The 26236-nt window shown below is 63.2% G+C and carries 22 protein-coding genes and 1 tRNA gene; 6 read left to right on the forward strand and 17 right to left on the reverse strand.

Annotated features, from left to right (window positions below; all coding sequences use genetic code 11):
* Nucleotides 1-56 precede the first annotated feature (56 nt).
* Together HNQ39_RS30855 and HNQ39_RS18255 are read left to right on the forward strand one after the other, a co-directional pair.
* On the forward strand, nt 57-227 hold the full coding sequence (locus HNQ39_RS30855; RefSeq protein ID WP_425503578.1) for an SEC-C metal-binding domain-containing protein: 171 nt from the start codon (nt 57-59) through the stop codon (nt 225-227).
* Nucleotides 228-328: 101 nt separating this feature from the next.
* Nucleotides 329-940: an RNA polymerase sigma factor gene (locus HNQ39_RS18255; protein WP_184199754.1), complete on the forward strand. Its 612-nt coding sequence runs from the start codon at nt 329-331 to the stop codon at nt 938-940.
* On the opposite strand, the gene HNQ39_RS18260 is transcribed toward HNQ39_RS18255, so the two are convergent.
* Together HNQ39_RS18260 and HNQ39_RS18265 are read right to left on the reverse strand one after the other, a co-directional pair.
* Complete coding sequence (locus tag HNQ39_RS18260; RefSeq protein ID WP_184199757.1) at nt 879-2837, reverse strand: prolyl oligopeptidase family serine peptidase; 1959 nt, start codon at nt 2835-2837, stop codon at nt 879-881. The genes HNQ39_RS18255 and HNQ39_RS18260 overlap by 62 nt on opposite strands.
* 7 nt (nt 2838-2844) lie before the next feature.
* Nucleotides 2845-4089: an MFS transporter gene (locus HNQ39_RS18265; RefSeq protein ID WP_184199760.1), complete on the reverse strand. Its 1245-nt coding sequence runs from the start codon at nt 4087-4089 to the stop codon at nt 2845-2847.
* 204 nt (nt 4090-4293) lie between these two features.
* On the opposite strand from HNQ39_RS18265, the gene HNQ39_RS18270 reads away from it, so the two are divergent.
* Complete coding sequence (locus HNQ39_RS18270; RefSeq protein ID WP_184199763.1) at nt 4294-4548, forward strand: hypothetical protein; 255 nt, start codon at nt 4294-4296, stop codon at nt 4546-4548.
* Here HNQ39_RS18270 and HNQ39_RS18275 read toward each other — a convergent pair.
* Genes HNQ39_RS18275 through moaC form a run of 4 tightly spaced genes read right to left on the reverse strand, consistent with a single transcriptional unit; the run spans nt 4545 to nt 7867 of the window.
* A complete protein-coding gene (locus HNQ39_RS18275) occupies nt 4545-5258 on the reverse strand; it encodes a prepilin-type N-terminal cleavage/methylation domain-containing protein (RefSeq protein WP_184199766.1) in 714 nt (237 codons plus the stop codon). The two genes, HNQ39_RS18270 and HNQ39_RS18275, sit on opposite strands and share 4 nt — an antisense overlap.
* Before the next feature lie 34 nt (nt 5259-5292).
* The gene (locus tag HNQ39_RS18280) at nt 5293-6186 is read right to left on the reverse strand and encodes an alpha/beta hydrolase (protein ID WP_184199769.1); all 894 of its coding nucleotides are present in this window, start codon (nt 6184-6186) and stop codon (nt 5293-5295) included.
* Entirely contained in the window at nt 6187-7389 is a 1203-nt protein-coding gene (locus tag HNQ39_RS18285; protein WP_184199772.1) for a molybdopterin molybdotransferase MoeA, read from the reverse strand.
* A gap of 4 nt (nt 7390-7393) precedes the next feature.
* On the reverse strand, nt 7394-7867 hold the full coding sequence (gene moaC / locus HNQ39_RS18290) for a cyclic pyranopterin monophosphate synthase MoaC (RefSeq protein WP_184200449.1): 474 nt from the start codon (nt 7865-7867) through the stop codon (nt 7394-7396).
* 96 nt (nt 7868-7963) lie between these two features.
* On the opposite strand from moaC, the gene HNQ39_RS18295 reads away from it, so the two are divergent.
* On the forward strand, nt 7964-8287 hold the full coding sequence (locus HNQ39_RS18295; RefSeq protein ID WP_184199775.1) for an STAS domain-containing protein: 324 nt from the start codon (nt 7964-7966) through the stop codon (nt 8285-8287).
* Here HNQ39_RS18295 and HNQ39_RS18300 read toward each other — a convergent pair whose 3' ends face one another.
* The 3 genes from HNQ39_RS18300 to HNQ39_RS18310 form a co-directional block, all read right to left on the reverse strand.
* A complete protein-coding gene (locus tag HNQ39_RS18300; protein ID WP_184199778.1) occupies nt 8288-9637 on the reverse strand; it encodes a prepilin peptidase in 1350 nt (449 codons plus the stop codon). It lies immediately after the preceding gene.
* A gap of 81 nt (nt 9638-9718) precedes the next feature.
* The gene (locus HNQ39_RS18305; RefSeq protein ID WP_184199781.1) at nt 9719-10981 is read right to left on the reverse strand and encodes a type II secretion system F family protein; all 1263 of its coding nucleotides are present in this window, start codon (nt 10979-10981) and stop codon (nt 9719-9721) included.
* A 111-nt stretch (nt 10982-11092) separates the two neighbouring features.
* The gene (locus HNQ39_RS18310; protein ID WP_184199784.1) at nt 11093-12217 is read right to left on the reverse strand and encodes a hypothetical protein; all 1125 of its coding nucleotides are present in this window, start codon (nt 12215-12217) and stop codon (nt 11093-11095) included.
* 76 nt (nt 12218-12293) lie between these two features.
* On the opposite strand from HNQ39_RS18310, the gene HNQ39_RS18315 reads away from it, so the two are divergent.
* Nucleotides 12294-12367, forward strand: a tRNA-Pro gene (locus HNQ39_RS18315).
* Nucleotides 12368-12388: 21 nt separating this feature from the next.
* On the opposite strand, the gene lpxD is transcribed toward HNQ39_RS18315, so the two are convergent.
* The 7 genes from lpxD to lipA form a co-directional block, all read right to left on the reverse strand.
* Nucleotides 12389-13453: a UDP-3-O-(3-hydroxymyristoyl)glucosamine N-acyltransferase gene (gene lpxD / locus HNQ39_RS18320; protein ID WP_184199786.1), complete on the reverse strand. Its 1065-nt coding sequence runs from the start codon at nt 13451-13453 to the stop codon at nt 12389-12391.
* Entirely contained in the window at nt 13453-14532 is a 1080-nt protein-coding gene (locus tag HNQ39_RS18325; RefSeq protein ID WP_184199789.1) for a hypothetical protein, read from the reverse strand. The genes lpxD and HNQ39_RS18325 overlap by 1 nt, the downstream gene beginning before the upstream one ends.
* Nucleotides 14533-14647: 115 nt before the next feature.
* Nucleotides 14648-15301 (reverse strand): OmpH/Skp family outer membrane protein, encoded by a 654-nt coding sequence (locus HNQ39_RS18330; protein WP_184199792.1) that lies wholly within the window; start codon nt 15299-15301, stop codon nt 14648-14650.
* Between the two features lie 47 nt (nt 15302-15348).
* Entirely contained in the window at nt 15349-17232 is a 1884-nt protein-coding gene (locus HNQ39_RS18335) for a BamA/OMP85 family outer membrane protein (RefSeq protein WP_184199795.1), read from the reverse strand.
* Nucleotides 17233-17246: 14 nt separating this feature from the next.
* Complete coding sequence (locus HNQ39_RS18340) at nt 17247-17855, reverse strand: sigma-70 family RNA polymerase sigma factor (protein ID WP_343075977.1); 609 nt, start codon at nt 17853-17855, stop codon at nt 17247-17249.
* Nucleotides 17856-17918: 63 nt separating this feature from the next.
* Entirely contained in the window at nt 17919-23288 is a 5370-nt protein-coding gene (locus tag HNQ39_RS18345; RefSeq protein WP_184199801.1) for a translocation/assembly module TamB domain-containing protein, read from the reverse strand.
* Nucleotides 23289-23298: 10 nt separating this feature from the next.
* A complete protein-coding gene (gene lipA, locus HNQ39_RS18350) occupies nt 23299-24300 on the reverse strand; it encodes a lipoyl synthase (protein WP_425503579.1) in 1002 nt (333 codons plus the stop codon).
* Between the two features lie 78 nt (nt 24301-24378).
* Between lipA and HNQ39_RS18355 the strand changes: the two genes are divergently transcribed.
* Entirely contained in the window at nt 24379-25395 is a 1017-nt protein-coding gene (locus HNQ39_RS18355) for a tetratricopeptide repeat protein (protein ID WP_184199804.1), read from the forward strand.
* Here the strand turns inward: HNQ39_RS18355 and HNQ39_RS18360 are convergent.
* Nucleotides 25349-26200 (reverse strand): PHP domain-containing protein, encoded by an 852-nt coding sequence (locus tag HNQ39_RS18360; RefSeq protein WP_184199807.1) that lies wholly within the window; start codon nt 26198-26200, stop codon nt 25349-25351. The two genes, HNQ39_RS18355 and HNQ39_RS18360, sit on opposite strands and share 47 nt — an antisense overlap.
* Between the last annotated feature and the right edge of the window lie 36 nt (nt 26201-26236).

The following is a 26236-nucleotide window of genomic DNA, read 5'->3' on the forward strand; positions in this document are numbered from 1 at the left end:
AGCAGTACGGCGGCGAGTCCGTGCCGATGGAGCTTGGCGGCGAGGGCGGCCCCGTCATGGAGAACCCGATCGTCCCCGAGGTCAATGCGCTCCTCGCGGCGGCGGCGGAGGCCGCCCAGTCCACGGCTCCCCGCAAGATCGACCCGAACGACCCGTGTCCCTGTGGCAGCGGCAAGAAGTACAAGCAGTGCCACCGGGGCAAGCCGCTTCCCGCCGATGTGGCGTAGCGAAAAAATAAGTTGGGGAAAAGTTGGGGGCGCAAGCCCCCAACATTGGTTTAAACCGGAAAATTAATCCTATCTTCATCCTGCCTTTCTAGAATAAAGGCATGGGAGTCGCGGCCACACCATGGGCACGGGTTGAGCAGGAAGTCGAGAGAGCACGCCAGCATCGCTTTGATCGGCTCGCCGCACAGCACCGAGAGCGCTTCTGGGCCTATGCCTACCGCCTCTGTGGTAACCCCGCCGATGCCGACGATCTCCTTGCGGAGACCATGCTAGAGGCGTACCAGTCCTTTGATGCCTACCAAGGCCATGGCTTCGACCGCTGGGTCTTTCGTATCCTCACCACCAACCGGATCGACCAGGCACGCCGGGCAAGTCGCCGCCCCGCTCAGCCCCTCGCAGAGTACCCCGAGCCTATCTCGGGTGCTCCCACGCCTCTCGACTGGCTTCTCAACCCCTTGCTCTCCGAAGAGCTCCAGCTCGCGCTCCAGAAGCTCCCTGACTCGTTTCGGACGCCGCTCCTGCTCTGCGATGTGGAAGGCCTCGACTACGCGACGATTGCGACGCGCCTGCAGATTCCCCTCGGCACCGTCCGCTCCCGCATCCACCGCGCCCGCGAACGCCTGCACCGCGAGCTTGGACAGTTCTGTCACGCTAAAGACTGCTCTGTCTGTGGGAAAGAAGCCAGGTATAGAGTGCAGCGTTCGAGTAGGTAGCGCTCCAAGCATCGTGGCCTGTGTCGGGGTAGAGCGTAAGGCGTGCTTCCCGTGCCCCTGCTTTTTGTAGGGCCGCGATCATCTCCTGAGAGTGCCGTGGTGGTACTGTGTCGTCTTTGAGGCCGTGAAAAGCCCAGACGGGAAGCTCGGTGAGGCGCACAGCATCCGCCGGGTCGCCCGCCCCGCAGATCGGTGCGATGGCGGCGAAGCGCCTGGGAGCAAGCAGTGCCGTGGCCCATGTCCCAAAGCCGCCCAGCGAGAGCCCCGTGAGATAGAGCCGTGTCGTGTCCAAGCGGTAGGTTCTCTCCAGCTCCTCAACCAGAGTGAGAACCTGCTCCGGGCGCCACCAGTCGCCGCTAGGGTTCTGTGGCGCGGCGATCAGAAACTCCTTGGTGTGCTTCCAGGGACCGTGCACCTTGACCAAGTCGAGGTTGTCCCCCGACTCACCAGAGCCGTGGAGGAAGAGCAGCAAGGGCCAGCGCCGGGTCTTGTCCGAGTCGTAGCCCGCAGGGAGCTGAAGGGCGGTGCGAAGGCGTGGTGCGAGCCCAAGTTTCTGCTGGAGGCCCCACCACCAGCGGCCATCGCGTGCGTCGGGGCTGAGGCGGGCGACAGGGGGCTCGTCGGGCTTGCACTCCGCCAGTCCTGCCAGCAAGACCGCACTCTTGGGGTCATCGTCGAGGTGGGCGAGAAAGCGCTCCCGCAGAAACTCAGCGATCTCGCCCTGCCGCAGCTTGCTCACCTCGGGCAGGACCCCCAGCTCCTCCGGGATACGCCCGGCAAAGAAGTTGGGTTTCTGCCAGGAATCGTGGCTCCCCGGCGATTTGTAGAGGGTCGTAAAGAACGTCCGCGTCAGCCCGCTCTTGCTCTTGAGCGTCGTGACTGCGCCGTAGCGCCCTGGTGCTGTGGGCTGTGTTACCGGCTTTTGGTTGGTGTCGTAGAAGGTCGTCGTGAGCGCCACGCCGCCCAGCGCCGCTTCGAGCCGCTCCGAGACCTCGGGAGTGGGGAAGCGGGAGTCGGTGAAGACGAACGACGAGAAGCTCAGCTTGGCATCGGTGAGGAGCTTTGCACGGATGTCGGCGGGGTTTTCTAGCAGTAAGGGACTCCGCCGTTTTGAAAACTCACACGTGATCGTCTCGTCCCATGCACGGCTGAGCTGAACCTCGCCCACTGCGCCGTGGGGCTTCTTGGTAAAGCGCCCTGTGGCAAGTGTGCCGGAGCGATCCCTGATGACGAACGGTGTTCCCACGAGCCCGAAGGGGCCAACGAGGGCGAGCTTGGTCTGGGGGAAGCGGCTGACGTCTGCCTCCGTTGCTAGCTCCAGCGCGTGATCCGGCTCTTGGGTGAGGCGAAGGCGGATCATTTTCTTGGGGTCGTTGTAGGCGCTCCCACCGGGATGGAGGCCGTACTGGCGCACGGTGCCGTCTCTATCCCGATCGTTGACGACCGCTTGGAAGGCAAGCTCCAGCCCCGTCTTGGGAACGATCCCCAGCTGCGCCCAGCCCAGATAGGCCCGCAAGACATAGGTATTGGGCGGGCCGCCGTCGGTCTGGCTGGTGACTCTACACTGGAGGGGCCCTTTCCCTTGCGTGCGATGATCAACCTCCACAACCTTGGCATGGTAGCTACCGATGAGAAACTGGACATAGTGCGACTCACCGACACGGGTGCCCAGAAAGAGCTCGACGGAGTCGCCTTGCCAGAGATTCTCGGTGCCGGGCTGCTCACTTTGGGTATCGTCGGTAACGACAAGGTGGACAAAGAGCCCTTCCGGGAGCCAGGAAAGCCCGAGTAGCACGTCGAGGTCGCTCGGCGGTGTCCAGCCGCCCACGGTGGGGACAAACGCTTTTATCCACACGCGGCGTGGATTCCGCGGGACTTCGATTATCGTGGGGATCATAGGGCGATTATACGCCGCTTCGGGTAGCGCGCCACTGCAAGTAGGCCCCGATGAGCATAAACACAAACGTGATCGCAAAGACTCCCTGGTAGTGGATGATCCGCAGGAGCGGGAGCGCGACTAGGGGGGCGAGGACGCCACGAATCCCCAAGAGAAGCGAGTGGAGCGCCTGGTAGCGGGCGGCTTGCCCGTGCTCGGCGTAGTTGAGGATGCTTGCCGTGTAGCTCAGCTCGATCCCAACCATCCCAAACCCGGAGAGAAACGCCGCGAGATAGAGCAGGGAGAGCGTGTGGGCAAAGAAGTACACCGCTGAGATCGACGCGATCAGGAGAATCCCCCGGAAGACAGTCTGGGCGGCGCCGTGGCGGTCGATAAAGCGCCCCCAGAACAGCGAGCCCAGCATGGAGCTAATCGACGCCACATTGGTGAGGTTGGCGATCTGGGTGGGGCGAATATGGAGCTGCTCCACCTGGTAGAGCTGGTAGAGCGGCGCGGCCATGAGGTTCCCAAAGCCATAGAGCATCACCGAGAGGGCGAACCAGCGGTAGCTCTCGTTCTCCTTGAGGATGCTGAGGGTGTTGAGAAAGAAGCTCAGGAGCGGCTGCGGGGGATCGGCGGACGGCGGGGGAATATGGGGCAGGGGCCGCACCTGGCGAAAGAAGACCGCTGCCAGGATGCCCGCCACGCCTGCGACGGCAAAGAGAGGGCCAAAGCCAACCCCACGGTCCATCAGGCGGCCCGTGATCAGGGTGGAGAAGAAGGTCATCGCCTGCACGACGATCCGTACATAGCTCATCAGCTGGCCACGGGCACGGTCGGGGTAGATATCCTTCATCAGCGACGTGTACGCGGGGGAGCTGATCGTCCCGATAAAGAGCAGGAGCGCGATAATCCCCACAAAACCCCAAGCCGTGGCCGCCAGTGGCATGAGCAGCAAGAGCGAGCGCCCGGTGATCCAGCTCACCTGGCAGAAGGGCATCTTCGCCTTGCCCTCCATCTGCCGTGCCCAGACTGGCGCGAGGAGGTTCCCGACGAATGGCGCGGCGTTCATCAGCCCAATCGCAAAGTCCGATGCGTGAAGCTCGGCGCGGGCGATTCGGGTGAAGAAGGGAATGGTCATGCCCAGGTAGATCCCCGCGCACGCCCCCGCGAGTACGTCCCAGCCCAGGGAGTGGAGTGCTTCTCGTGGAACCCCGAGCTTCCAGCGGGCCCAGTGGCGTAGCCGTAGCCTTATGTCCTCGCGTTCACTCATTAGGAGACAGTCTACCGCGCCTTGGCAGCGACGGGGATTGAAAATCCCCGTCTCAGGAAAAAAGAAGCGTCCCGAGGACGCGAAAGGAGTTTGTTTCGGTGCGTCCTCGGGACGCCTCTGCTGGCTGCCGGGTAATTTATTGCCCGAGCACTTGCAAAGAAAACAGTTGTTTGGTAGACTTCCCAGCAGAGAGGCAGGAGAGACATGAAAGCTTCCCTTTGGAAGATTGGGACACGCCGAGCGATGGCGTACGTAGAGGGGCGAGAGGCTCTGGAGCGGCTCGCTGTTGTGGCGGGGGTAGAGCGAGCACCGCTCAAGCGGGGGGCGGGGATCGAGGCGGAGCTCCAGGGACCGGGGGCGGTGGCGGTCTACACCGATCCCAAGGGCAGACCATTTGCCTGGCTGATCGCCTTTGATGCCAAGCGCTGGGACGATGTGAGTGCTCTGGCTGCTTCCTAGCCGGGACAGTTCGTGTGCCAGGGAGTGCGTGCGGGATTGGGTAGCGGGATGGGGTAGCGCCGCATCAGATCCACGCCCGACCAGGGGAGGCCACACGGGTCTTTCAGGAGAGAGCCGCGGCTCATCCACTTGGCGTGTCCATCAAAGAAGGCGGCATTGACTCCGCCTTGGTGGCGTGTCATGGCAAGTACCGGCTCGCCAAAGCCCGGCTTGTCGTAGAGGTTTTTGGGAGGCTCGAACCAGGAGTCGTCGAACTGTGCGTTTTTCTCGGTGACGACGATAATCTCTGCGGGGGTATCGACTGCTGCTAACGTGAGCGACTCCGCGGCGCGGTTGGCGACATACGAGCGGGGCTTGTTGTCCGTGGAGTTGGGGGTCTTCTTGGGATCGTCGGGGCAGTACAGCAGGCTCGGTGCCGATGTCGTGTAGGGCAGGATCTGGTTCCACCAGCGATTTGTAGCGAGTGCACCGAGAGGGGCCGACGGGTTGGAGCGGGAGTAGTCGACATTGTGCCCAAAGAAGAAAAGCATCTCATCGTAGTCTTGGGCGTACATCGAGAGCCCAATTCCAAGCTGGCGCATGTTGGAGAGGCAGTTAACCTGCCGCGCTTTTGCACGTGCTTGGGCAAAGACCGGGAAGAGAATGGCGGCGAGAATGGCGATTATCGCGATGACGACTAGAAGCTCGATGAGGGTAAAGGCGCGTCTCATGAGGCAATCATAGCATAGCTTGCTCGGTTGTTGGTTAAAATTTTGTGAGCCACTCGCGGATGGCGGCGTAGTAGCGGCTATCACTGGGAGTGTTGTGCTGGTCGCCCTCCAGCACGACCAAGCGCTTGGGCTCGTTGGCGGCCGCGAGAAGCGCCTCGCCTAGTACCGGCGGGCAGAGGGTATCGTCGCTGCCGAAGAGGAGCAAGACGGGAACAGAGACCTTGGGGAGCTTTGCCTGGTTGTCGAAGCGGTGGAAGACCAGCGGGCCCAGGCGCAGGCGGAAGAGGCGACGGCCCATATCGGGGATGGAGCAGAAGGTTCGGGAGAGAATCAGCGCCTTGAGGGTGGGATGGCGAAGCGCGACCTCGGTCGCCACCCCGCCGCCGAGGGATTTTCCTAGGACAAGAGTCTGCTCCAGCGGGAAGCCTTGCGTGCTCGTTAGCCAGGTGAGACCGGCGAGGGCGGAGGCGTAGCAGCTCGCCTCGGTGGGAGCGCCACGCGACTTGCCAAAGCCCGGGTAGTCGATCGCAAGCACGCTGACCTCAAGCTCACGGCGCAGGGTGTTGGCCGAGACAATACGGTGGCTCAGGTCGCCCGCGTTGCCGTGGCAGTAGAGCAGGGCCTCCGAGGCACCAGGCTTGGGGAACCAGAGGGCGTGGATCCCTGGCTCCAGCCAGAGCTCCTGGGAGTCCGGGGGGATCGGGAGCGGCTGATCGCGCGGAAACTCGCTGGGGGCAAAGATCAGGTGCGCCTGCATGAGGGTCACGACTGCGACACCGGCGAGGCAAAAGAGCAGCGCCTGGGCACCGAGCCAGAGCGGGAAGGGAGTCGTCTCGGGGAGGAGCTTACCGCCGCCTTGAACAATCAGAAAGCCAACCCCGAGCGCCAGCAGGCAGTCGCGGAGCAGGCGCAGGTGGCGGCGGCTCATCTAGCGGAGCACCAGGGCGGGCAGAGTCGCGCCCGCCGGGTAGTCACCGTGGTCCTCGTGGGCGATCACCAGGACATCCGCCCCAACCATGCTGGAGGTTCGGTGGGAGCCCTGTAGCCCGGTCGGCGTGGCGTGGAGGTCTGAATCGACACTGGCACGGACAAACTCCCGCCGGCCGGGTGCGTGGGGCAGGGGAGTGGCTAGCGTGACGGTCACCTGGGGCCGTAGGACCCGTGTGTGGCCGGCGAGTTTTCTCAATAGGGGGCGGACAAAGAGCTCAAAGGTCACCAGCGACGAGACGGGGTTGCCGGGGAGCCCAAAGAACAGCGCCCCCCCGAGCGTCCCAAACGCCAGTGGCTTGCCCGGCTTGATCGCGATCCGCCAGAAGTCCAGCGTGCCCTGCGCCTCCAGAACCGCCTTCACGTGGTCGTGGTCGCCCACCGAGACCCCGCCCGACGAGATCAGCACATCACAGCCCGCGAGCTGGGCCAGCGCCTCCGCGACCGCCTCGGGGGTGTCTTTGGCGTGGGTTCGGCCCACCACTACGCCTCCGGCCTCTTCAATCGCGGCGACCAACGCCGGGCCGTTGGAGTCGCGGATCTGGCCGGGCTGGAGCGTGGCTTGACCGACAGGAATGAGCTCATCGCCTGTGGAGAGAATCCCGACACGGGGCAGGCGAACACAGGGAACGTCGGTGATATTGAGCGCGGCGAGCAGGCCCAGCTCCCCCGCCCCGAGGGTCAGGCCCGCCGGAATCGCAACACTCCCCGCCGCAATGTCGGAGCCGCGTCGCCGGATGTAGCTCCCCGAGCCGGGATGGCGTAGCGTGACCCGCCCCGGCTCGTCCTCACTCTCCTCCGTGTCCTCGACCATCACGACAGCATCGCAGCCCTCCGGGATGGGCGCACCAGTGAAGATGCGCGCCGCCTCACCTGCTTGAAGGGGGCGCGTGGGCCAAGAGCCCGCGGGAATCTCCATCATAATCGGCAGGCTCAGCCCTAGTTCCTCCGACGCCCCTCCCACACTAGCAGCGCGGACAGCGTAGCCGTCGACCATGGAGTTATCAAACGGGGGCAGGTCACAGAGGGCGAGAATCTCCTCGGCGATGGCTCGCCCTCGTGCGTGCTCCAGCGGGACAAGCTCGGTCTCGAGTGGCCCTGCGGAGGCCAAGATCCGCTCTAGCGCGGCGTCATAGCTCTGCATCCCGTTATTTTTCGGCATGCCACGCTCCGCTCTTGCCGCCGGTCTTGCTCACCAGCCGCACTTCCTCGATCACGATCCCTTTGTCCACGGCCTTACACATATCGTAGACCGTCAGCGCGGCGACACTGACTGCGGTGAGAGCCTCCATCTCCACTCCCGTCCGCCCGACACACGACGCGGTCGCGGAGATCGCCACGCCGCTCTCGGTGAGGCGTAGCTCCACCTGAATATCCGTGAGGGGGAGCGGGTGGCAGAGGGGAATGAGCTCGCCGCACTTCTTTGCCGCCAGGATCCCCGCGAGCTTTGCCACTGTAAAGACATCGCCCTTGGGGAGCGCTTTCTCCGCCACGAGCTGGCGCACGCTCTCGGTAAGGCGAACTTGTCCCTGCGCTGTCGCTGTCCGGTGCGTCTCCGCCTTCGCCGAGACATCGACCATCCGTGCCGTGCCGCTCTCGTCTAAGTGGCTAAACTCCCGTATCTCTGTCATGTCTTGGATTCTACCCTGCGCGGTATACTGAAGGGTGTCGGACGTAACGACACTTTCGCAAGGTCGCGAAAAGGAATCAGGTCAACGATGAACAAGATCTCACTCTATCCGGCGGGACGAACCGCCCTTCTGCGCTGCAATGCACCACTCTCCGGCGGCCCCGATGTCACGCAGCTTGTCACTCAGATCGAGCGTACTGGTGCCCGCGAGGTTCTGCTGGACACCACCAAGGCGAGCTGGGCCGACAGTGATGGCCTCCGCTGGTTGCTCTCGCTCCATCAAATGCTTCAGACCCACGGCCGCTCCCTACGCATTGTCGCGCAAGAGAATGGCCGTATCTGGCGCAATATCACGCTCCTCCAGACCGACCTGCCGCTCTTTGGGAGTGTGCGGGCCGCGCTCCAGTACTAGCTACTGTCCCGGCTTGAGGGGGGGAAGGCCCATTCTCTGGCGGGTCTTGGGGCCACGAATATCGAGGTGAAGGTCGTCTTTCTTCTCAGGGAAGGCGATCTTGCGGTAGTTCTCGATCAGCAGCGGACCGTAGCACATGGTCAGCATCGCACCGGCGGCCATGAAGGGGACAAAGGGAATCCCATACTTCATGCTACGTCCCCGGCGGAACGCCAGATACCCTCCGACCGTGGCTCCAAGGAAGGTCGCAAAGACAAGGGAGAGGACGGCGAGCCCTGGCCCCAGGATCGCCCCTAGGCCGAGCGCGAGCTTGACATCGCCAAGACCCATCGCGCCGTGCTGCCCGGTCTCGGCTTCACGGGCGAACTGGTCGGCCTCCGCTGCCGCCGCCGCGACCTCCTCACTCGCCGATGCCGGGAGCCCGAGGTCGTCAGAGCGGCCAAAGCGGGCGATTGTCTGGAGCGGGGTCTCATCGGCGCGACGGGTCATGAAGAAGAAGGCTGTCAGGGGAATCAGCAGAAAGACCGGCGAGAGGGTGGGGATGAGCGGTGCCATGGACAGAAACGAGAGGGCGCAGAGAAAGAGGGGGGAGAACGCCAGGCGTGGCGGAGCGCTCTCCGAGCCGTCCTCGCCCTCGCCGCCGGTATCGACCAGTGCCATGCCGCTCTCCGTCTCGGGGGCCTCGTCCACAAAGAAGCGCCGTGCGGTCTGGAGGAAGCTCTCGCCAGGCACACGGGCGTAGAGCACAAAGCCAAGAAACGAGACCAGGAAGAGCAGGCCACCGTAGAGCGCGGCACCTGCCACGGAGATCGGGAGCCAGCCAAAGTAGAGATAGGTCTCGGCAAAGTGGGGCCACTCACCCAGCAGGACCGCCGCGATGCCACAGGCGATATCCCGGCCAATGCCTAGGATCAAGGCGAGCCGGGTGAGCTCATCTGGGGCAAGGAAGTGGTCCAGGTCGATAAAGACCAGCGCGATCAGCACCGACGAGACCAGCGCGGCGAAGATAAAGTGCCAGGTGGTGAGCTGTTGGTAGGGAAGGACGATGGTGTGGTAGAGCAGAGCCCAGAAACAGCCTGTGAAGAGCTCGACACAGAAGTAGCGCCAGGAGATGGGGGCCTTACAGTCGCTACAGCGTGCTCGCAGAAACAGAAACGAGAGCAGGGGGATATTCTCCCAGAACGTGATGAGGTGGTTGCAGTTGGGGCAGTGGCTTGCGGGCTTGGAGAGGTGCTTGCCGAGCGGGAGCCGGTAGATCACCACATTGAGAAAGGAGCCGACAATGGCTCCGTAGGCGAAGGCAACGTAGTACCAAAACGAGTCCGGCAGCGCGGGCCACTCAATATTCATCACTTTATGTTATCGGTAAAACGCAAAAAAAACGAACCCTCTCGCTGTGCGAGAGGGTTCGTTTTTACGTTGCTGTAGCGCTTACTTGTCGCCGTCGCCGTTGTCGCCGGAGAGACCTTGGATCAGTCCGACGAGGGGAAGGAACATTGCGATCACGATGTAGCCGACCGTGAATCCTAGGAAGACGATCAGGATGGGCTCGATGGCCGCGGTCAGCGAGGCGATCGCTGCGTCTACCTCGCCGTCGTAGAAGTCCGCGATCTTGGAGAGCATGGTATCGAGCGAACCCGACTCTTGGCCGATCGAGATCATCTGGACAACCATCGGAGGGAACATCTTGGACTTGCGCAGTGGCTCGGAGATCACGTCTCCTTCACGCACACGGGCACGGGCATCCAGGATGGCATCGGAGAGAATCTCGTTGGAGACGGTTCCGGCAACGGTCTCTAGCGCCTGGAGGATCGGCACACCCGACGTGAGGAGCGTCGAGAGCGTTCGGGAGAAGCGGGCCAGGGCGACCTTATGGTTGAGTTTTCCAAAGACCGGGACTTTGAGCTTGAAGCGGTCGTAGACACGGCGCCCAAACTTGGTACGGGTGAACATCTTGAAGGCGATCACAAAGATCACCACCGAGAGGATCATGATGTACCACTTATCTACCAGGAAGTCCGAGAAGATCTTGAGGGACATCGTCATGGCGGGGAAGTCCTCCGCCTTGAGCCCTAGGTCGATAAACATCTTCAGGAACTGCGGGACGATATAGATCGTCAGGAACATCACGATTCCAAGAGCGACTACCGAGACCAGGATCGGGTAGGTCATCGCCGACTTCACCTTGCGGCGCAGCTCGACGTCTTTCTCAAGGAAGGTGGAGAGGCGCTGGAGGGACTCTTCTAGCACACCACCGACCTCTCCGGCGCGGATAAGACCGACAAAGAGGTTGGAGAAGGTGGAGGGGTACTTTGCCATCGCCTTGGAGAGCATGTTACCGGCCTCAACCTCGGCGCGGAGGTCCGCGATAATGCGGCGGAGCTTGGGCGACTGGGACTGGTCCGAGAGAACGTCCAGACAGCGCACCAGCGACACACCCGCATCGATCATCGTGGAGAACTGGCGGCAGAAGATCGACAGGTCGCTCAGCTTGACCTTCTGGAAGCGGTCCAGGAAGTTGGGCTGGTTCGATGCCTTAGTAGCCTTCTTGGTTGCCTTGGCGGGGGCTACCTTCTGAACCGTGTATCCCTGCTCGGTAAGACGCTGTCGCAGCTCCGCGGGGGTAGCAGCCTCGCTGTTTCCGGTTAGTGTCTTGCCATCTGCGGCCTTAGCCGTGTATGTGAATGCGGGCATAGAGTTTCTTTCTCCTGCAGGTAGATGCCTAATAAACGTCGGTTTGATCCCGACGGTTACGGCTCCGCAAAAATCCTTGGTTTGTATTATAGGTCATCTAGTGCCATCTCGTCAATTTTTCCGCCAAGGGAGCTGAATAGGCGTTCGTTTTCCGTCTTCATCGGCTGGTCCGGCACTGTAGAGCTCGTAGCCGTTCTCCGTTCTTTCGTAGCGGAAGGGCTGACGCGTGAAGGGATCGAGCGCCCACTCGGCGAGCCGGAGCGGCTCTAGTCTATCGGGCAGTTTCTCCCACTCCCACTTGTACTTACGGACCGCGGCATAGCAGTAGAGGAGCTGGCACTGGATTCTGTTCTTCACCAGGTTCTCCACGGCTCGGGGGTAGGCAGGTGTGATGGTATCGAGTAGCGCCGCTTCCAGAGTGCCTGCGGGGAGCTTAGGCTCGGGCGGCAGGATGTGGGGAGCGAGGAGATAGGCCTGGGCGCGTGCCTGGTGCTGCTGTGCGCCTTGGAGAAAGGCACCTAGGACACGCTTTCTCTCGGTAGGGTTGTTCTGGAGCGCCGAGAACTGGCGCTGGAGCTGGTTGAGTGTCGGGTCCTCAGAGTCAGTGAAGAGCTCGCGGAAGATCGCGGGGTCACTTGTCTCCAGGGTGGGAAGGATGCTCTCCACAAAGCGCTGCTCCATGGCGATAGCCTTTGAGGCACTGCCCTGGTCTTGCTCCTGGTGCTCGCGCAGGATAGCCTGGACCCGGTCGCAGTCACGCGGGGTGAGCTGCTCTAGGTGCGTCTTGACACGGGTCAGCAAGACCGAGTCGATCGCGGCTCCGACAAGGCCACCAATCAGCACCTGCGCCTTGGGAGCACTCCCCAGACGCAGGCCCTGTGCAAAGCTCACCAGCGCGGCGGCCGCTCGCCCCTCGGAAAAGAGCACATGCATCTCGGCCGAGAGCAAGCGGGCCAGATCACGCAGGCCGGTGTACTCGGGAAAGGTGGTTGAGGCTGTTAGTTCCCGAACTGGCGACTCTAGTGGCTTGAGGGCGGAGGTCTCGATCAGGGCGCGCGCCTGACGCACCGGCGGATCGGCGAGGGCACGGCGACGGCTAGAGAGGGTGTTTTGCTGCTGCGCATCGGCCCAGAGTGCGCTGGTCTTCAGGAGCTCTCCGGCGCGGACAAGGTCTTCGTAGCCGTTTCTTCCCGTCGGCTTGGGGAAGAGCTGAGAGAGGATACTTTTTTCTTGCACAGAATTCTTAACGCAGATTTCTCAAGAATGGTTGCGGGGTCTGTCAGAAGGTGATAAGATTCCCCTTGCGTTTCTTCGGGGCGTGGCGCAGCTTGGTAGCGCGTCTGAATGGGGTTCAGAAGGTCGCACGTTCGAATCGTGTCGCCCCGATTAGGAAAACCCTCCGCTTCCTCAAGCGGAGGGTTTTTCTTTGTCTTTCTCTAGCTCGGCGAGACGCTTCTCTAGGTCGCGAAGCTTCTTGACCATGTCTGGGAGCCGGTGGGCCGCTGCCTGCTGGCGCATCATCTCCTTGTGGGGCCGCGCCGGGAAGCCGGAGACAAACGAGCCCTCGGGGATATCACCGATCACGCCGCCACGGCCCGCGATCACCGAGCGCGCCCCGATCTTGACGTGCTCGCCCGCGCCAGACTGGCCCGCAAAGACCGAGTAGTCGCCCACTTGGACACCGCCGGCAAGCGCGGTCTGGGCGACGAGCAGGCAGTGGTTGCCTACCTGGCAGTTGTGCGCCACATGGACCATGTTGTCGAGCTTGGTCCCATTGCCGATTCGGGTCGTGCCGGTCTTGGCGCGGTCGATCGTGCAGTTCGCTCCCATCTCCACATCGTCGCCGATCGAGACCGTGCCAATCTGCGGGACCTTGAGGTGCTGGCCACCGACAAGCATGTACCCAAACCCATCGGCACCAATGACGGTCCCCGAGTGGATGATATTGCGCTTGCCCATCTTGGTCCCGTGGAGAATCGTCACATTGGGAAAGATAATGGTATCGTCGCCAATCTCCACATCGTTGCCGATATAGCAGAGCGGGTGGATCGTGACGTTCTTACCCAGCCGGACATTCTCCCCGAGCACGCACTGTGCCCCCAAGGAGACGAGCTCCCCGTACTCAAGATCGCTTCCGATCACGGCGGTGGGATGGATACCACGGGGGGCGTAGTGCTCCGGCGCGAAGAGGTCCAGGAGCTGAGCAAACGCCAAACGAGGGTTCTCGACCCCGATCATGACCTTGGTGTCGCCGTTGCTAATGGCCGACTGGGGGGCCAGAATCGCCGAGGCGAGAGACTTTCGCGCTGTCTCTAGGAAGCGGGGGCTCTCCGCAAAGGTGATATCCCCGGAGCGTGCCTCTTCTATCGAGGCGATCCCACAGATCATGGTCGCGGGGTCGCCAAAAACCTGGCCTTGCACGACCGCTGCTATCTCGGCCACCGTCCGGAGGCGCTGCTCTTTGCCCATCATTACAAACTCACCTTTATCCAGTTGGCAAACTCTCTGGTTCGATCCGGAACGCCGGGAAGGGGGGAGAAGGAGACGATGATCCCCCGACGCTTGGCGATGTCCTCGACTTGAGCGCGTAGCTCGGCCACCAGAGCTTTTTGCTCGTTGTTTTCTCTTTTTGCGGGGCGACTCTCCACTACCTGGGGAGAGGACCCTCTCGGTCTCACAGGGAGGCCCGAGCTAGGGGGTGTGCCCGCGGCACGGCGTGTTGGGAGCTCCTCGGCCAAGAGAACGCGGTTGAGGCTCTCTTCTTGATCGAGGCGCAAGGAGAAGGTCTCGTCGCGGCTACGAAGCCCTTCAAGGCGCTGCTCCACCCGTTGTTTGATCTCACTCTCCCGCTCTTGGGCGCTCTGTAGGCGCTTTTGTTCCGCTTGAAGCTCCGCGCGTTTGATCGTGTCTTCAAGCTCTTGGCACAGTGTCTCTAGGGCATCGCGCGAGGCGGCGTAGAGGACACGGGGGTTGCGTGGTGCGACCCCGTTCTCCCAGGCAACACGTGCGCGCCGAACCCCGGTCAGGGAGTCCACCTGAATCTGGGCACGGAGAGGGATGGCGCGGAGACGCTTGACCTCTTTTGCAACTTTCTCGGGCTCATCCGGGGCGAGGAGGGTATCGTTGGCCGGGCTGGCGAGGGCGCGCGAGATCTGAAACTGGGTCTGGGCCAGCGAGAGATCGTCCTTAAGCCGTGCCACTTCCTCACTCACGGTCCGCATCGCCTCCTTGCGGTCGTCGTCGGCCTGGCTCCGCGCTTGCGGCCGCTCCTGATCCTCAAAGTAGGACTTGCTGATCTCCAAAAAACGGTCCTGTCGCTCGCGGAGGCGTGTGCCAAACTCCTGAATCCCCCGCTGGTTGGCCCGTGTGACCTCTGCACGCCCCTGGAGCCGCCGCCGCTGCGCCTGCTCCCAGCCCGCCGTCTGCGTCAGCACGAGCGGGACAAGCGCGGCAGGACGCACGAGTGTGGTCAGCGGGACGGGCTGCCCTGCGGGGAGTGCGAGGAGGGCTTCTGTCCGAACATGGCTCTGGACAAGAGCCTCCAGGTCCACCGTTGCATGAGTCGGGGCAGGCGTGGAGGAGGGGGTGGGTACAGACTTGCTACACCCACACACCCCTAGAGCAATACAAAGTGCTACACCAGGAACCCGCGTCACAGAGCGACGCCTACTTTTGGAGGAGCTTAACCACGTCCTCAGTGATGTCGGTCGCTGCATAGATCACGACATTGGCATTGAAGACAAGGGCCAGGCTCTTTTCCTGCGCCACTTTCTTCACTGCGTCCTTGACTGCTTTCTCCAGCTGGTTTTCAAAATCGGTGCCCTTCTCCGTGATACGCTTCTCGTACTCGGCCCCGATCTCATTGAGGAGCGGAATTCCCTCGTTTTGCAGGGTGTTGAGCCGCTCCAGCTCTTTCTTCTCATCGTCTTTGAGCTGGGCTTGCTGGCTGAGGCGGGTGATGGTGCCCGCGCTCTGGTCTGCCTTCTTCTGGAGATCCGCGGCGCGCATCTTCTCCGCCGGGGTGGCCTTGTCGCCCTTTTCGTAGATCGCGGCGAGCTCACCCATCTCCTGCTTGGTCAGAAAGATGGCATTGCCCTCTTTGAGCTTGGTAAAGATTCCCAGCATGCTACGCTTGAAGCTATCGAACTGGCCATCCAGGTCTTTTTTTAGCTTGGACTGCTTGGCGCACTCTTGAAAGTCAACAATGCCAAACTGCTGCTGGGCATGCGCGGGGGTGGGGACGAGGGCTGGCAGGCAGACTCCTCCGAGAAGGGCCAGGGCAACCGGCAGGAGGGGCCGAAGGGTTCGAGTGGATCGCATGCGATATTGGAGAGAGGTCATGGTAAAAAGTTTCTCTTTCTTCTTTACTAAAATGCCTGGCCAATGGAGAAGTGGCTCCGACCGGCACCGTCCCCGAAGCCGTAGTCAAGACGGACAGGGCCGACGGGCGTGCGGACACGGATGCCGACACCAAAGCTCGTCCTTGGGTGGAAGCCGGTCTGCTGCTGGAATCCGGCGATATTTTCCTGGTTGACCGTGGAAGCGCCCCATGCATGGCCCACATCGACAAAGAACACGCCCCCAAGCTGGTTGGTCTTGTCCAGCGGGATGCGCACCTCGTTGGAGAAGAGGAACATGTTGTTGCCCCAGAAGCGGTCATCGAAGAAGCCACGGAGGTTGTCGGCGCCGCCCATGAAGAACTGCTCCGAGAAGGCGATATTGCCCGTGGCCGTTCCCACCATGAGGCGTGAGGCAAGCACCCGCTTGCCCTCGCGCAGGTTCTCCTTGGAGCGCTCACCATTGAGGGACGTGTAGCGGCGGGCATCGAGGATGTACTTGACAAACCCACCGTTCTGGCTCCGGTCCTCCAGCAAGAGGCGGGGCTCGCCGGTCTGGCCGAACTTGGGGTTGAGGCTGGGCTTCTGGTAGTTGAAGCGGCTGTGCCCAAACTCGATACTGGGGGAGAGGTAGTAGCCACGGGTCGGGTCTTGGGCGTTGTCGGTGGGGTTGGAGATCACGCCAAAGGTCACTGCGGAGATGCGCCCGTCCTGAACCAGTGAGCCCCGAAGGTTGCGAATGTCGTCGTCGCTGAGGGCATCGTAGTTCTGCTGGAGGTTGTTGGCCTGGATCCCCTCCGCACGAAGCCCGGCGAAGGCGCGGGTGAAGCGGTCCGCGGTCAGAGGACGGGAGAGGTTAAAGCCCGCACCCTTGCGCTCCTCGTAGTACTGGTTGTTCGATGTATCATTGGTCAGGTTCGACGAGAGAATGCGGTTGAAGCGAAACGCGAGGCGGTCGTAGAGGTTGATGCTGGCGCTGGTGTTGTTCTTGTCTACCCAGGGCTCGGTGAAGCCTAGCTCGTAGGAGTTGCGGGAGATGCCGCCCGCCACCGACCACTGCAGATCGAGCCCCTGGCCCTTGCCCCGGAAGTTCTGCTCGTTGAGGCTGACGGTTCCAATCAGGCGCTGGCGTGCCGAGTAGCCCACCGAGACCCCCACCTGGCCCGTGCGCTGCTCCTGCACCGCGAGGGTGACCTTGGTCTTGTCCAGGTCGCTGCCCGGCTCGGCGTTGGTGACCGCATCGACAAAGATATTGAGGCGCATCAGGCGGGAGAGGTCCTCTTGGAGCAGGCTCTCGTTGTAGGGATTGCCCACCTTGGTGCGTAGCTCGCGTGTCACCACGCTGCGGGCGGTCTTGATATTTCCCGTGACCTCAATCGACTCGACCACGGTCTCCAGGATGGGAATCGTGAGGGTGCGGGTCTTGGGGTCGAGCGAGACCTCGTCGATCACCACGAGTGCGCGGTAGCCCTGGCTCTGGTAGAAGCGGGGGATCTTGAGGACATCGCTGGAGAGGGTCTTCTGGTTGAGCACCTCGCCGGGCTTGGTCGCCATCAGCTTGAGGAGCTCATCGTTCTTGATGACCTTGTTGCCGGTAAAGGTGATGACATCGATCACCGGGTTCTCGGCAAGGTTGAAGATGAGGCGAATGCGCCGGTCGGGCAGCTCCTCGAAGCGCGCGGTGACTGTCGCGTAGAGCCCGGTGTCCAAGAGCGCTTTCTTAGCGTCCTCTAGGCCCTTGAAGGCAAAGGGCGAGCCAATCTTAAATACTTTATTGACCGCCAGTGTGGCGACAGTCTCGTTGGTTTTCTGTCGCCCCGTGAACTGAATCTCCGCGATGGGGCGGCTCTCCTGAGCACTTGCCACCACCGCGACACTCAGTGCGGCGACACTACATCCTAGCTTGAACCACATGATCTAAAAAACTCCTAACCTTGTCCCTGACGGCCAAGCCACCCCCGGTAGTAGGGCTCCAGCCGCTGGCGTACTTTATTGCGGGCCCGGTGCAGGCGGGTTTTTACCGCGGGCACCGACAGGCCCAAAATGGCTGCGATCTCATCGTAGGGAAGGTCCTCCCAGAGGTCCAGGATCAGCACTTCCCGATACTCCATGGGCAGGGCATCGACCGCCTCACGGATTTTTTGTCCAAACTCCGTCTCCAGCAAGAGCTTCTCTGGTGCATTGCGCCAGTCGGCGACCTCGTGGGTGAGCTCTCCGGAGTCGCTCTCTAGGTTGTCATCGAGCGAGTAGCCCTCACGCTCGCGCTGGCGGCCTTTTTGCTTGTACCAGTTCTTGCAGAGGTTACGGGCGATCTGGTAGAGCCAGGTGTAGACTTGCGCATCGCGGCGGAAGCCTCCCCAGGCTTTCCAGGCATTGGTGAAGGTATCTACCAGAAGGTCGTTTGCATCCTCCACGTTCTCGTTACCGATCATGCGTAGGATTAGGTTATAGAGACGGAGCTCGTATTTCTTTTGGATCTGCTCGAAAGTGAGATGACGATCATCTCCTTCTCGGGGTCGGCGCTCCGTACTACTCACAATGACACCAGGGTAGACAGTAAAGGCTGTCAAACGTTTCAGGGTTTTGCAACAAGTGGTGCATTAGTAGCGTAGAGTGCCTCGAATAAAGAGCTGGCTATCGCGCTGCTCGTTGGTCGAGGCGCCCAGCTGAAGACGGCTCCCACGGCGGAGCTGGCCGATCTCGTAGTTGAGGCTGTAGAGCTGTGGGAGGAGGGTGGACGAGCCGCTGCGGGTCTGAAACGAGCGGCGCACCTCGATGGTCACCTTGTCCAAGGGCTCGGGGAGGCGGCGGATAAAGAACAGGTTCGCCAGGCCGTCCTGCCCGTAGTCAAGCGAGACATTCTCCAGCCCAAAGAGCTTGCTGAACTGGTCGGTGAGCGGGGTCAGCAGCGAGCTAGTGAGGCCGTTGCTCAGGAGCGATGCCCCATCGCGCAGGGCTTGCTCCGAGAGCTGGGAGAACATCTGCACCGGGAAGAGCAGGGAGTAGATCGCGTACTCGCTCAGGCGCGGATCGGAGGCGGTGAGGCGGATCGGGTTGGCCTGGGACTTGCCCACCTGGAAGAGCGCATCACCGAGCGGAAGAACGCCATTGAAGCTCGCGGTGATCGTCACCCGCTTGCCCGCCAGATCGTCGGGGATCTGGTTGCTGAGCCGCCCGGGATCGAAGGTCGTGGGGGTGGACTGCGACGACTTCACCGCCGATGAGCTCACGAGAATCTTGCCGGATGCGGTCACATCCTGTGCCTTCAGATCGAACTGGAGCCGGTCTTGGCGTGCCTCGTAGCGCTTGGCGTAGGTCAGGCGCAGCTCCCCGCCACGCTGGACGGTAAAGGTCGCCAGGGGGTACTTGAAGTAGCCGCCTGTCGGGCTCAGGACTCCCTCGATCTTGGGGGAGGCCAGGTCCCCGGAGATCGTCACGTTACCCAGTCCCTGGAACTCAAAGATCGAGGTCTTGGTGAGGCGGGCTTGGTTGATGGTCTCCAGGTTCAGGGCAAAGCGGGGGTTGAAGTCGCGGGCGACATTTTCGGTGCTCTCAGGGAGCTGGCGCTTGGGAAGCCGGAAGCTCACGTCGGTGAGCCCGAGGTTGCCGCCTGTCGCGGTGGCCAGAGTCGGGGTGAGCAGGGGGCCGCGAACCAGGAAGCGCCCGTTGAGCTGCCCCTTGAAGGCCTCCTCTAAGCCCCCACCCAGCGAGCGCACCAGGGTCTCGTTCATCAGGAGGGCGGAGGCATTCTCGGTGTCGAGCTGGAGGTTCTCAAAGCTGGCCTTCAGGTCGAACTCGCCGCGGAGCTTGGGGGCCGGTGCGCGCTCTTCTTGGTCGGTCTCTTTCCGAGCAAAGAGGCGGGTGAAGTCTTCTAGGTTCTCAATCCGAATGACCGAGCTGGGGTCCAGGGAGAGCTTGCCCGCACTGGGAAGCGAGTCTAGGGCGGGCGGTGTGGGGAGTGGCTTGCCCTTCTCAGACTTTGTGGGGGGGAGCTGGGCGAGCTGGAGCTCTGCCTTGGGGAAGCGAATCTCGTTCCCCGCAAACTCCATGGCGAGCGCGAGGTGCTGGATCGGGTTGATCACATCGCGTGCCCCCCGCTGGATCGGGTTGGGGAAGCGTACCGTGCCATCGTCGAGCCGTAGCTTCCCGGTGAGCTGCGGCTCGTTGAGGCTCCCGGCAAGCTGGATATTCCCTCGCAGGACCCCGCCCAGCTTGATGCCCGCGGTCTGGAAGTACTGGGTCAGGGTCGCCAGAGTCAGCCCCTGGGCATCGTCGATTGCCGCGTGCGCCTGGATCGGCTGGTCCGCCGCGACACGGGACTTCTGGTTGTCGTAGGGGAGAGCGCCATCGAAGGTGACAACCTCCTTAGCATGGGTCAAGCGCCCATCCGTGACCGTCAGCTGCCAGTCTTGGGCGTTCTTTCCCGTGAGCTCGACTTGAAAACGGAGCAGGTCGATCAGCAGAGGCGGGATATTGACAGCCCCTGCCTGCCCGACCGTCTCCCCGATCAAGAGATTGTCCGCATAGAACGATGCCGTGACATGGGGAGTCTCGGCCGTGCCATCCGCGGCGAGCGTGACGGCCGCCTTCCCCTGGATGGGGGCGAGGCTCCGGGGGGAGAGGACACGCACGAGGTTGAGAGGGATGGCGTTGGTATCCAGGGTAAGGTGGTACTCTAGCTTCTCGTCCTTGGTTTGTGGGAGCCTCAGCCAGCTCTTGCTCGTGCTTGTCTCGCCCGTCTTGGGGTCTTTCGTGGCATGGGCGAGCAGGCGGACGATAGTCGGGTCCTCGCTCTGGGGGTCTTGGAGAGTGAGCTCGGCGCTATCGAGGGAGAGGCGCTCGTTGTTGAGGGTTGCGCGGGCATTGAGCTGTCCCTTGACCACCACCGGCTCTTTTTCGGTCCCTGCCTGGAACACCAGGTCGCCACTGCTCAAGCGCAGGTTGGCACTGAGGTCCGTGGGAGAGCCGGTCGCAAACGAGGCCCCGAGCGTCCCCGTGAGAGCCGCAGTCCCGTCGATCTGACTGGGAACTTTGTAGAGGCTCTGGATAAAGTCTTGCCCCTCCGGGGTATCGTCGAGGTGGGCCGAGCGCAGGTCATCGAGAACCTGCTGGAGCCGCGCCTCGGTCACCGCCAGGCGGCCCGTCACCCGCTGGGTCGCGAGGTCGTAGTGCACGCCGAGGAGCTCGAACTTCACCCGGCTCTTGCCTAGGCGCAGGCTTACCTCGGGGAGCGTGACGATACCCTCCACGGGACCGGGGCCTCCCAGGATAGGAGCGAGCTCCAGGGCTCCGATCTTCAGCTCCGTGACCGGAATCCCCACAAGCTGCAAGGGGCGTTTCTCGGCGAGCTGGGCGGTGATCACGGGCCGCTCACTGGTTCCGGCAAGGGTCAGAGTCGCCGAGACCGCCCCGGTGATCCCTACTTGCTTCTCCTCCAGACCGCCCAGCGATGAGAGCGCTTCCAGGTCGATACTCTGGGCCACCACGCTTCCGGTGAGCTCTCCGGTCTTGGCGAGCGAGATCTCGCCGGAGACCGCGCCCGTGGCGGTGTTGAGCTGGATATCGTGGACCCGGACTTGGTTCTCGTCGCGGGAGAACGCCAGGGTTCCGCCTTCGAGTGGGAACCGGGTTAGTAGAAACCGCCCTAGGGTTGCTTTCCCAAGGATCACGGGCTCTTTTGCATCCCCGGTGATGGTCGCTTGGGCACTACGGACCAACCCACTGATCGGGGGCTTGGGGACACCGGTCCACTCCATGCCGGTTAAGAGGCTCTCGTAGGTCGGGTGGTGCTGAAGCCCAAGCGGCGCAAAGTTCCCTGGCTCGTCGGAGATCTGCTGGAGAATCTCATCGACCTCGATGTTCTCCGCGCGGGCAACGAGGTTGAGCTGGGACGCCTCTTTGGAGCCCGTGATGGTGCCATAGACCTCGGCCACTGCGGGGGAGTGGGAGACACGGAGCGGCTGCATGGGGTCGAGCTCTAGGCGAACCTGTCCCGTGGCGAGGAGCCGCAGTGTGGTGCGCTCGATAAAGGCCGACTCGGCGACCAGAAGATGGCTGTCAAAGCGAAAGCTCGGCTGGAGGACGGTTACATCCCGCAGGAGCAGCGAAGGGGCCGCCTCGGTCCCGGTGAGCTGCAGGGAGGCGGAGACCGTCCCGCCCACTCCGGGCAGGCCAAAGGAACGGGTGAGCTTCCCGAGATCCGCCGCGACCAGCTGGCCTTCCAGCGCCATGGCCCCCCCGAGCTCGCCACTTCCTGTCACGCGTAGGGCACCGCTCTCTCCCGCTAGGGCACCGTCGAGGAGCTGGTAGCGCTTGCCCTTGAGGGAGAGGCGGGCGCTCGCTTTGGGGAAGCTCAGACCCACAAGGCTCAGATTCGCAACCTGGACAAGCCCGTCTCCGGTGATATTTCCTCGGAGAATCGTCCCGACCACGTCCCCGGAGAGCTGGCCGCGGGGGGGCGTTTTTAACCCCTTCAGGAGGGCGACACTCTCCAGCGGAGCCGCGCGGAGGTGGAGATCGAAGGCACCCTGCTGGCTCTTGAGTGTGTAGCTCCCTTGGCCCACTAGAGTCCCACCACCTGCGAAGTTGGCACGAACCTCGGTTGCCCGCAGCTCCTGGTTGGTGTAGACAAGGCTGGCCGCGGCCGTGACCGGGGGAAAACCCTTCCAGCTCGCTTGGATGCCGGAGACCCGTGCCTGGACCTGTGGGGCCTTTAGGGTACCGGTGATCCGTGCGCCTTCGAGCTGCAGGGTCTCGCCCAGAGCGAGCTTCTGGGGGAGCCCGAGCTTGGGCAGGAGCGCCAGACCGCGCCGCAGGGGCACACGGGGGATACGCACGGTCGCGGCGAGCTGTGGATCGGGGCTGGTCAGGTCACGGAGGTTTCCCTGTAGGGTGAACGGCTCCCCGAGGGCCTTACCCGCCACAACCGCCGCGAGCGTCTCGCCGTCGTAGGTTGCGCTTCCCCCCAGACCGGTGAACGGGACACGGACGGGTTGCTGGAGCTGGGCATCGACCTCGAAGAAGCGGGCCGTGGCATGGACAATGGGACGTGCATTTTTCTCGGGGGGGAGCACGAGGCTTGCCTGAACCTTGGCTCGTCCCCGTGTGAGAGCGGCTTGTGGCGGAAGTTTAACCGCGTAGCTAACCCAGTAGGGAAGCTCGACACTCTCGGCGGAGGCGCGCAGGGAGACGAGGGGCTGGTCTGCACGCGGGCTATCGTCGCGTGGGCCGGGCTCTCCCCGTCGTGCCGAGCCCTCGACCAGAAGGGGGCCCGCGAGCCGCGCGGTGGTGCGACCCGCGGGGTAGGCACGCGCCGTAAAACGAATCGTCCGGGTGCCCGTCAGGTCCGCGACTGCATCAACCCGCTGGAGCGCGTTCTCCTCCACCTGGCCGGGGGCGCGGAGGCTGGCGAAGTCGCGGACTCGGACACGGCCTGCATGCACCCCGATCGTTGTCTGAAAGGCCGGCTGCTTGGGATCCGGGGGCGTCTTGGGCTTGGGCAGGAAGTCCTCAAAGCTCAGGTGGCCGTCGGGGCGGCGGTAGACCACGACCTCGGGCGACTCCAAGCGCACCTCCGCGACTCCGTGTTCACTGAGCTTCCCTGCCTGAAGCGCCGCTGGGGAGACGAGGGCGCTCACGCGGGGCACGCGTGCCAGCCAGCTCTGACCTGCCCAGCGCTGCTCGTCGGGGCGGCATCCCAGCTCCAGCCCCTCAACCACGACCGGGAGGGTTTTCCGCGTGAGTGCGTCCTTGAGGGTGGCGATACTGAGGCCGGGAGAGAGCCGCTGGAAGTGCACGGGGCGCTGGAGAACCTCCGAGAGCTCCTGCTCGATCAGGGGCTTGCTCTGCGCCAGCTCTCTGTCGAGGCGCTCTTGGACCTGCTGCCAGGCCCAGAGGGAGAAGACAAGCGGCGGCGCGAGCGCCACGGCAAGGGCTAGCACCCCATTGGTGGCGGCACCCAGGGCTCTCATCGGAGGAGGATCACACCACCGCCAGAGGGAGGCTTAGGCGGCGCGGGCCCGGTGTCGCAGGTCGCGGCGGTGCCATGCCTGTCTCCAGATACTTATGGCGGAAGTCGATGGCATTGTACGACGAGCGCACGAAGGGGCCGGAGGCGACATAGAGAAAGCCCATCTCCTCGGCGAGGGCCTTGTAGTGCTCAAAGCGTGTCGGGTGGACATACTCGACCACGTCCAAGTACCCCTTGCCTGGCTTGAGGTACTGCCCCAGGGTCACGGCATCTACGCCAGCATCTTTCCAGTCCGAGAGCACCTGAAGGACCTCCTCTTCGGTCTCACCCAGCCCGAGCATGATCCCTGACTTGGTGTAGATGGTGGGAGCGGTCTCCTTCACCGTGCGGAGGAAGTCAATCGAGCGCTCGTACTTGGCCTGGGGGCGGACCGTGCGGTAGAGGCGCGGGACGGTCTCGGTGTTGTGGTTGAAGACATCGGGGTGGGCGGCACAGACCGTCTCAATGGCGAAGCGTCGGCCACGAAAATCGGGGGTGAGCACCTCGATACTGGTCTCCGGGAGGGCCTCCCGGAGCGCGGCGATCACCGCAGCAAAGTGCGCCGCGCCGCCGTCGAGCAGCTCGTCCCGGTTCACCGAGGTCACCACGACATGCTTGAGCTGGAGCTCACGGGCCGCATCGGCGAGGCGCTGGGGCTCTTGGGGATCGAGCGGCGCGCCCCGGCCCGTCTTGACCGCGCAGAAGCGGCAGGAGCGGGTGCAGGTATCGCCCATGATCATGAAGGTCGCGGTTCCCTTGGTCCAGCACTCGCCCAGGTTGGGGCAGCGTGCCTCCTCACAGACCGTCACGAGGCGCTGGGAGCGCATGAGGTCCTCGACCTTACCAATATCCCGGGAGCGGGGCACCTTGATGGTGAGCCACTCGGGGATGCGGCGGTGGATCTTGGGCTGGAGAGTGACAAGCTCAGGGTCGGACTCTAGCGTGGGGTTGGCTGTAGTTGGTTCGCTCACAATCTTGAAGTCTACCCTGTGAAGCGGGGGCACCGCAACCGGTGGGAACACTTGGAGGCTGTGGTGCGTAGAACTAGCTGTATGCGACGATCTGCTGTTTGGGTTCTGGCGACCGGACTGGTGGTCTGGCTGGTGGGGTGTGACTCGGTGCCGCTGACGGCATCACTGTGGACCGACGATGAGCGTCGGGAGCAGGCGCGGGCCTACTGGAACGAGGGGCTCGCCGAGCTGAGCGTGAGCGAGGGGAGTAGCGAGCGCGCCGATCAGCTCCTCGTGCAGGCTGCGCACCTTGAAGGTCCGGCCGGCGAGGGAGTGCTGACGATCTCCCGGCGCTTGCTCGATGTCGCGCCGGTCTATGCCACCAAGGTCGCGACCTGGCTCAAGGAGGCTGTCCTGCAACCGCCGCTCTCGGAGAACCCTGTGGCCTTTGGGGTGCTGGCACGGGCCTACGATCTCCTCGGCGATACGCGCTCCCAAGAGGAGAGCCTGGAGCACGCGCAGGAGCTGGTCGCGAGGGCGGTCGATCTGCTGGACAAGGCAGCGCCAACCGACGAGCGTGGGCGGCTGGAGCGGGTGCGGCGGCTGACCCTGGCCGGCGAGTACTGCGATGGGTTTCTCAAAGACGGCACAAAGGCGGTGCGGCTCCTGCGCGGTGCGGTGCGGCTCGGCCCGGCGGATATCGACCTCTTGGAGCTGCAGGATGCCCAGGCCCTCAGTGCGCTGGGAAGTGCCCTGGCTCGGAATAAAGAGCTCGCCCAGGACCGGGGTGAGGCGACCCGCCTGACGCGCATCGCCGCCCAGCACGACTCCGAAAATCCGGAGCTCCTTGAGGCCTATGGCACCGCTCTCTTTCTCCAGGGCGATCTTGCGGGAGCGCGCCGGGTGCTGGGCGAGGTGGTCGCTCTTGCACCGGACCGTGCGGAGGCGCGCTGCATGCTCGGTCGGGTCCTCTCTCGGCTGAAGCTCTACCGCTTGGCAGCCGTGGAGCTGGACCGTGCGCTCGCTCTCCAGCCGCAGAACCCAACCGCGCGGACTGCCCGTGCGGCGCTGCCTAACCCACTGCCCGCGCCAGAAGCGGACCCGGAAGAAGCGTCCTAGCCAGCGGTTTTCCATCGCGGACGATCCCAAGCGGCACATCGGGCTTGTTGTCCCCGTGGAAATCGGAGCCGCCGGTGACGAGGAGCTGGTACTTCTCTGCAAGGCGAAGAAACCGTGCCTCGTCGGCGGGGCTATACGACGAGTAGTAGGCCTCGATCCCGTCGAGACCGAGGGCGGCAAGCGCACGGACGCGGCTCTCGTGGGTCTCGTGGGCCGCGAGTTTTAAGAGGCCAGGGTGCGCGAGAAAGCACAGCCCGCCTGCTTCGTGTACCAGCGCAATCGCCTCCGCAGGGCTGAGGGTCGCCTTCTCCACATAGGCCGCGGCATCGTCGGCGAGGTACCGCGTAAAGGCCTCCCGCAGGTCAGTGACCACCCCTTTGGCTAGGAGCACGGCGGCGATATGTGGTCGCCCAATGTTCGCTCCACGCGGTGCCAGCGCAATCACTTCCTCCAGCGTGATCGCAACTCCCAGGGCATTGAGCCGTGCGATAATCTTGAGGTTGCGCTGGCGGCGGTTCTCCGAGAGGGTCGCGAGGGTTGTCACAAGGGGGGCATGGTGCGGGTCGATCCCCAGCCCAAGCAGGTGGCACTTGCCCGGTGCGCCCTCGGCGGAGAGCTCGACTCCGGCGAGAAACTGCATCCCATAGCCAAGCGCCGCTGCCTGCGCCTCGGCCACTCCCGCGGTGGTGTCGTGGTCGGTGACCGCGAGGAGGCCAAGCCCGCACTGGTGCGCGGCGGTGACTAGCTCGGTGGGGGTGAGGGTGCCATCGGAGGCGGTGGTGTGGGTATGGAGATCAGCGGTCATAGCGTTTGGGACTCAAAAAGCAAAGGGGTGGCGCAT

The sequence above is a fragment of the Armatimonas rosea genome (assembly GCF_014202505.1).
GTDB lineage: Bacteria > Armatimonadota > Armatimonadia > Armatimonadales > Armatimonadaceae > Armatimonas > Armatimonas rosea.

Excerpts from the sequence above, each read along its gene's own strand:
- HNQ39_RS18335 (WP_184199795.1), bottom strand. The coding sequence starts at position 17,232 with ATGTGGTTCAAGCTAGGATGTAGTGTCGCCGCACTGAGTGTCGCGGTG.
- HNQ39_RS18300 (WP_184199778.1), bottom strand. The coding sequence starts at position 9,637 with ATGAATATTGAGTGGCCCGCGCTGCCGGACTCGTTTTGGTACTACGTT.
- HNQ39_RS18355 (WP_184199804.1), top strand. The coding sequence starts at position 24,379 with ATGCGACGATCTGCTGTTTGGGTTCTGGCGACCGGACTGGTGGTCTGG.
- HNQ39_RS18275 (WP_184199766.1), bottom strand. The coding sequence starts at position 5,258 with ATGAGACGCGCCTTTACCCTCATCGAGCTTCTAGTCGTCATCGCGATA.
- lpxD (WP_184199786.1), bottom strand. The coding sequence starts at position 13,453 with ATGATGGGCAAAGAGCAGCGCCTCCGGACGGTGGCCGAGATAGCAGCG.
- HNQ39_RS18345 (WP_184199801.1), bottom strand. The coding sequence starts at position 23,288 with ATGAGAGCCCTGGGTGCCGCCACCAATGGGGTGCTAGCCCTTGCCGTG.
- HNQ39_RS18360 (WP_184199807.1), bottom strand. The coding sequence starts at position 26,200 with ATGACCGCTGATCTCCATACCCACACCACCGCCTCCGATGGCACCCTC.
- HNQ39_RS18280 (WP_184199769.1), bottom strand. The coding sequence starts at position 6,186 with ATGAGCCGCCGCCACCTGCGCCTGCTCCGCGACTGCCTGCTGGCGCTC.
- HNQ39_RS18305 (WP_184199781.1), bottom strand. The coding sequence starts at position 10,981 with ATGCCCGCATTCACATACACGGCTAAGGCCGCAGATGGCAAGACACTA.
- HNQ39_RS18330 (WP_184199792.1), bottom strand. The coding sequence starts at position 15,301 with ATGCGATCCACTCGAACCCTTCGGCCCCTCCTGCCGGTTGCCCTGGCC.
- HNQ39_RS18270 (WP_184199763.1), top strand. The coding sequence starts at position 4,294 with ATGAAAGCTTCCCTTTGGAAGATTGGGACACGCCGAGCGATGGCGTAC.
- HNQ39_RS18295 (WP_184199775.1), top strand. The coding sequence starts at position 7,964 with ATGAACAAGATCTCACTCTATCCGGCGGGACGAACCGCCCTTCTGCGC.
- HNQ39_RS18285 (WP_184199772.1), bottom strand. The coding sequence starts at position 7,389 with ATGCAGAGCTATGACGCCGCGCTAGAGCGGATCTTGGCCTCCGCAGGG.
- HNQ39_RS18255 (WP_184199754.1), top strand. The coding sequence starts at position 329 with ATGGGAGTCGCGGCCACACCATGGGCACGGGTTGAGCAGGAAGTCGAG.
- HNQ39_RS18265 (WP_184199760.1), bottom strand. The coding sequence starts at position 4,089 with ATGAGTGAACGCGAGGACATAAGGCTACGGCTACGCCACTGGGCCCGC.
- HNQ39_RS18260 (WP_184199757.1), bottom strand. The coding sequence starts at position 2,837 with ATGATCCCCACGATAATCGAAGTCCCGCGGAATCCACGCCGCGTGTGG.
- HNQ39_RS30855 (WP_425503578.1), top strand. The coding sequence starts at position 57 with ATGGAGAACCCGATCGTCCCCGAGGTCAATGCGCTCCTCGCGGCGGCG.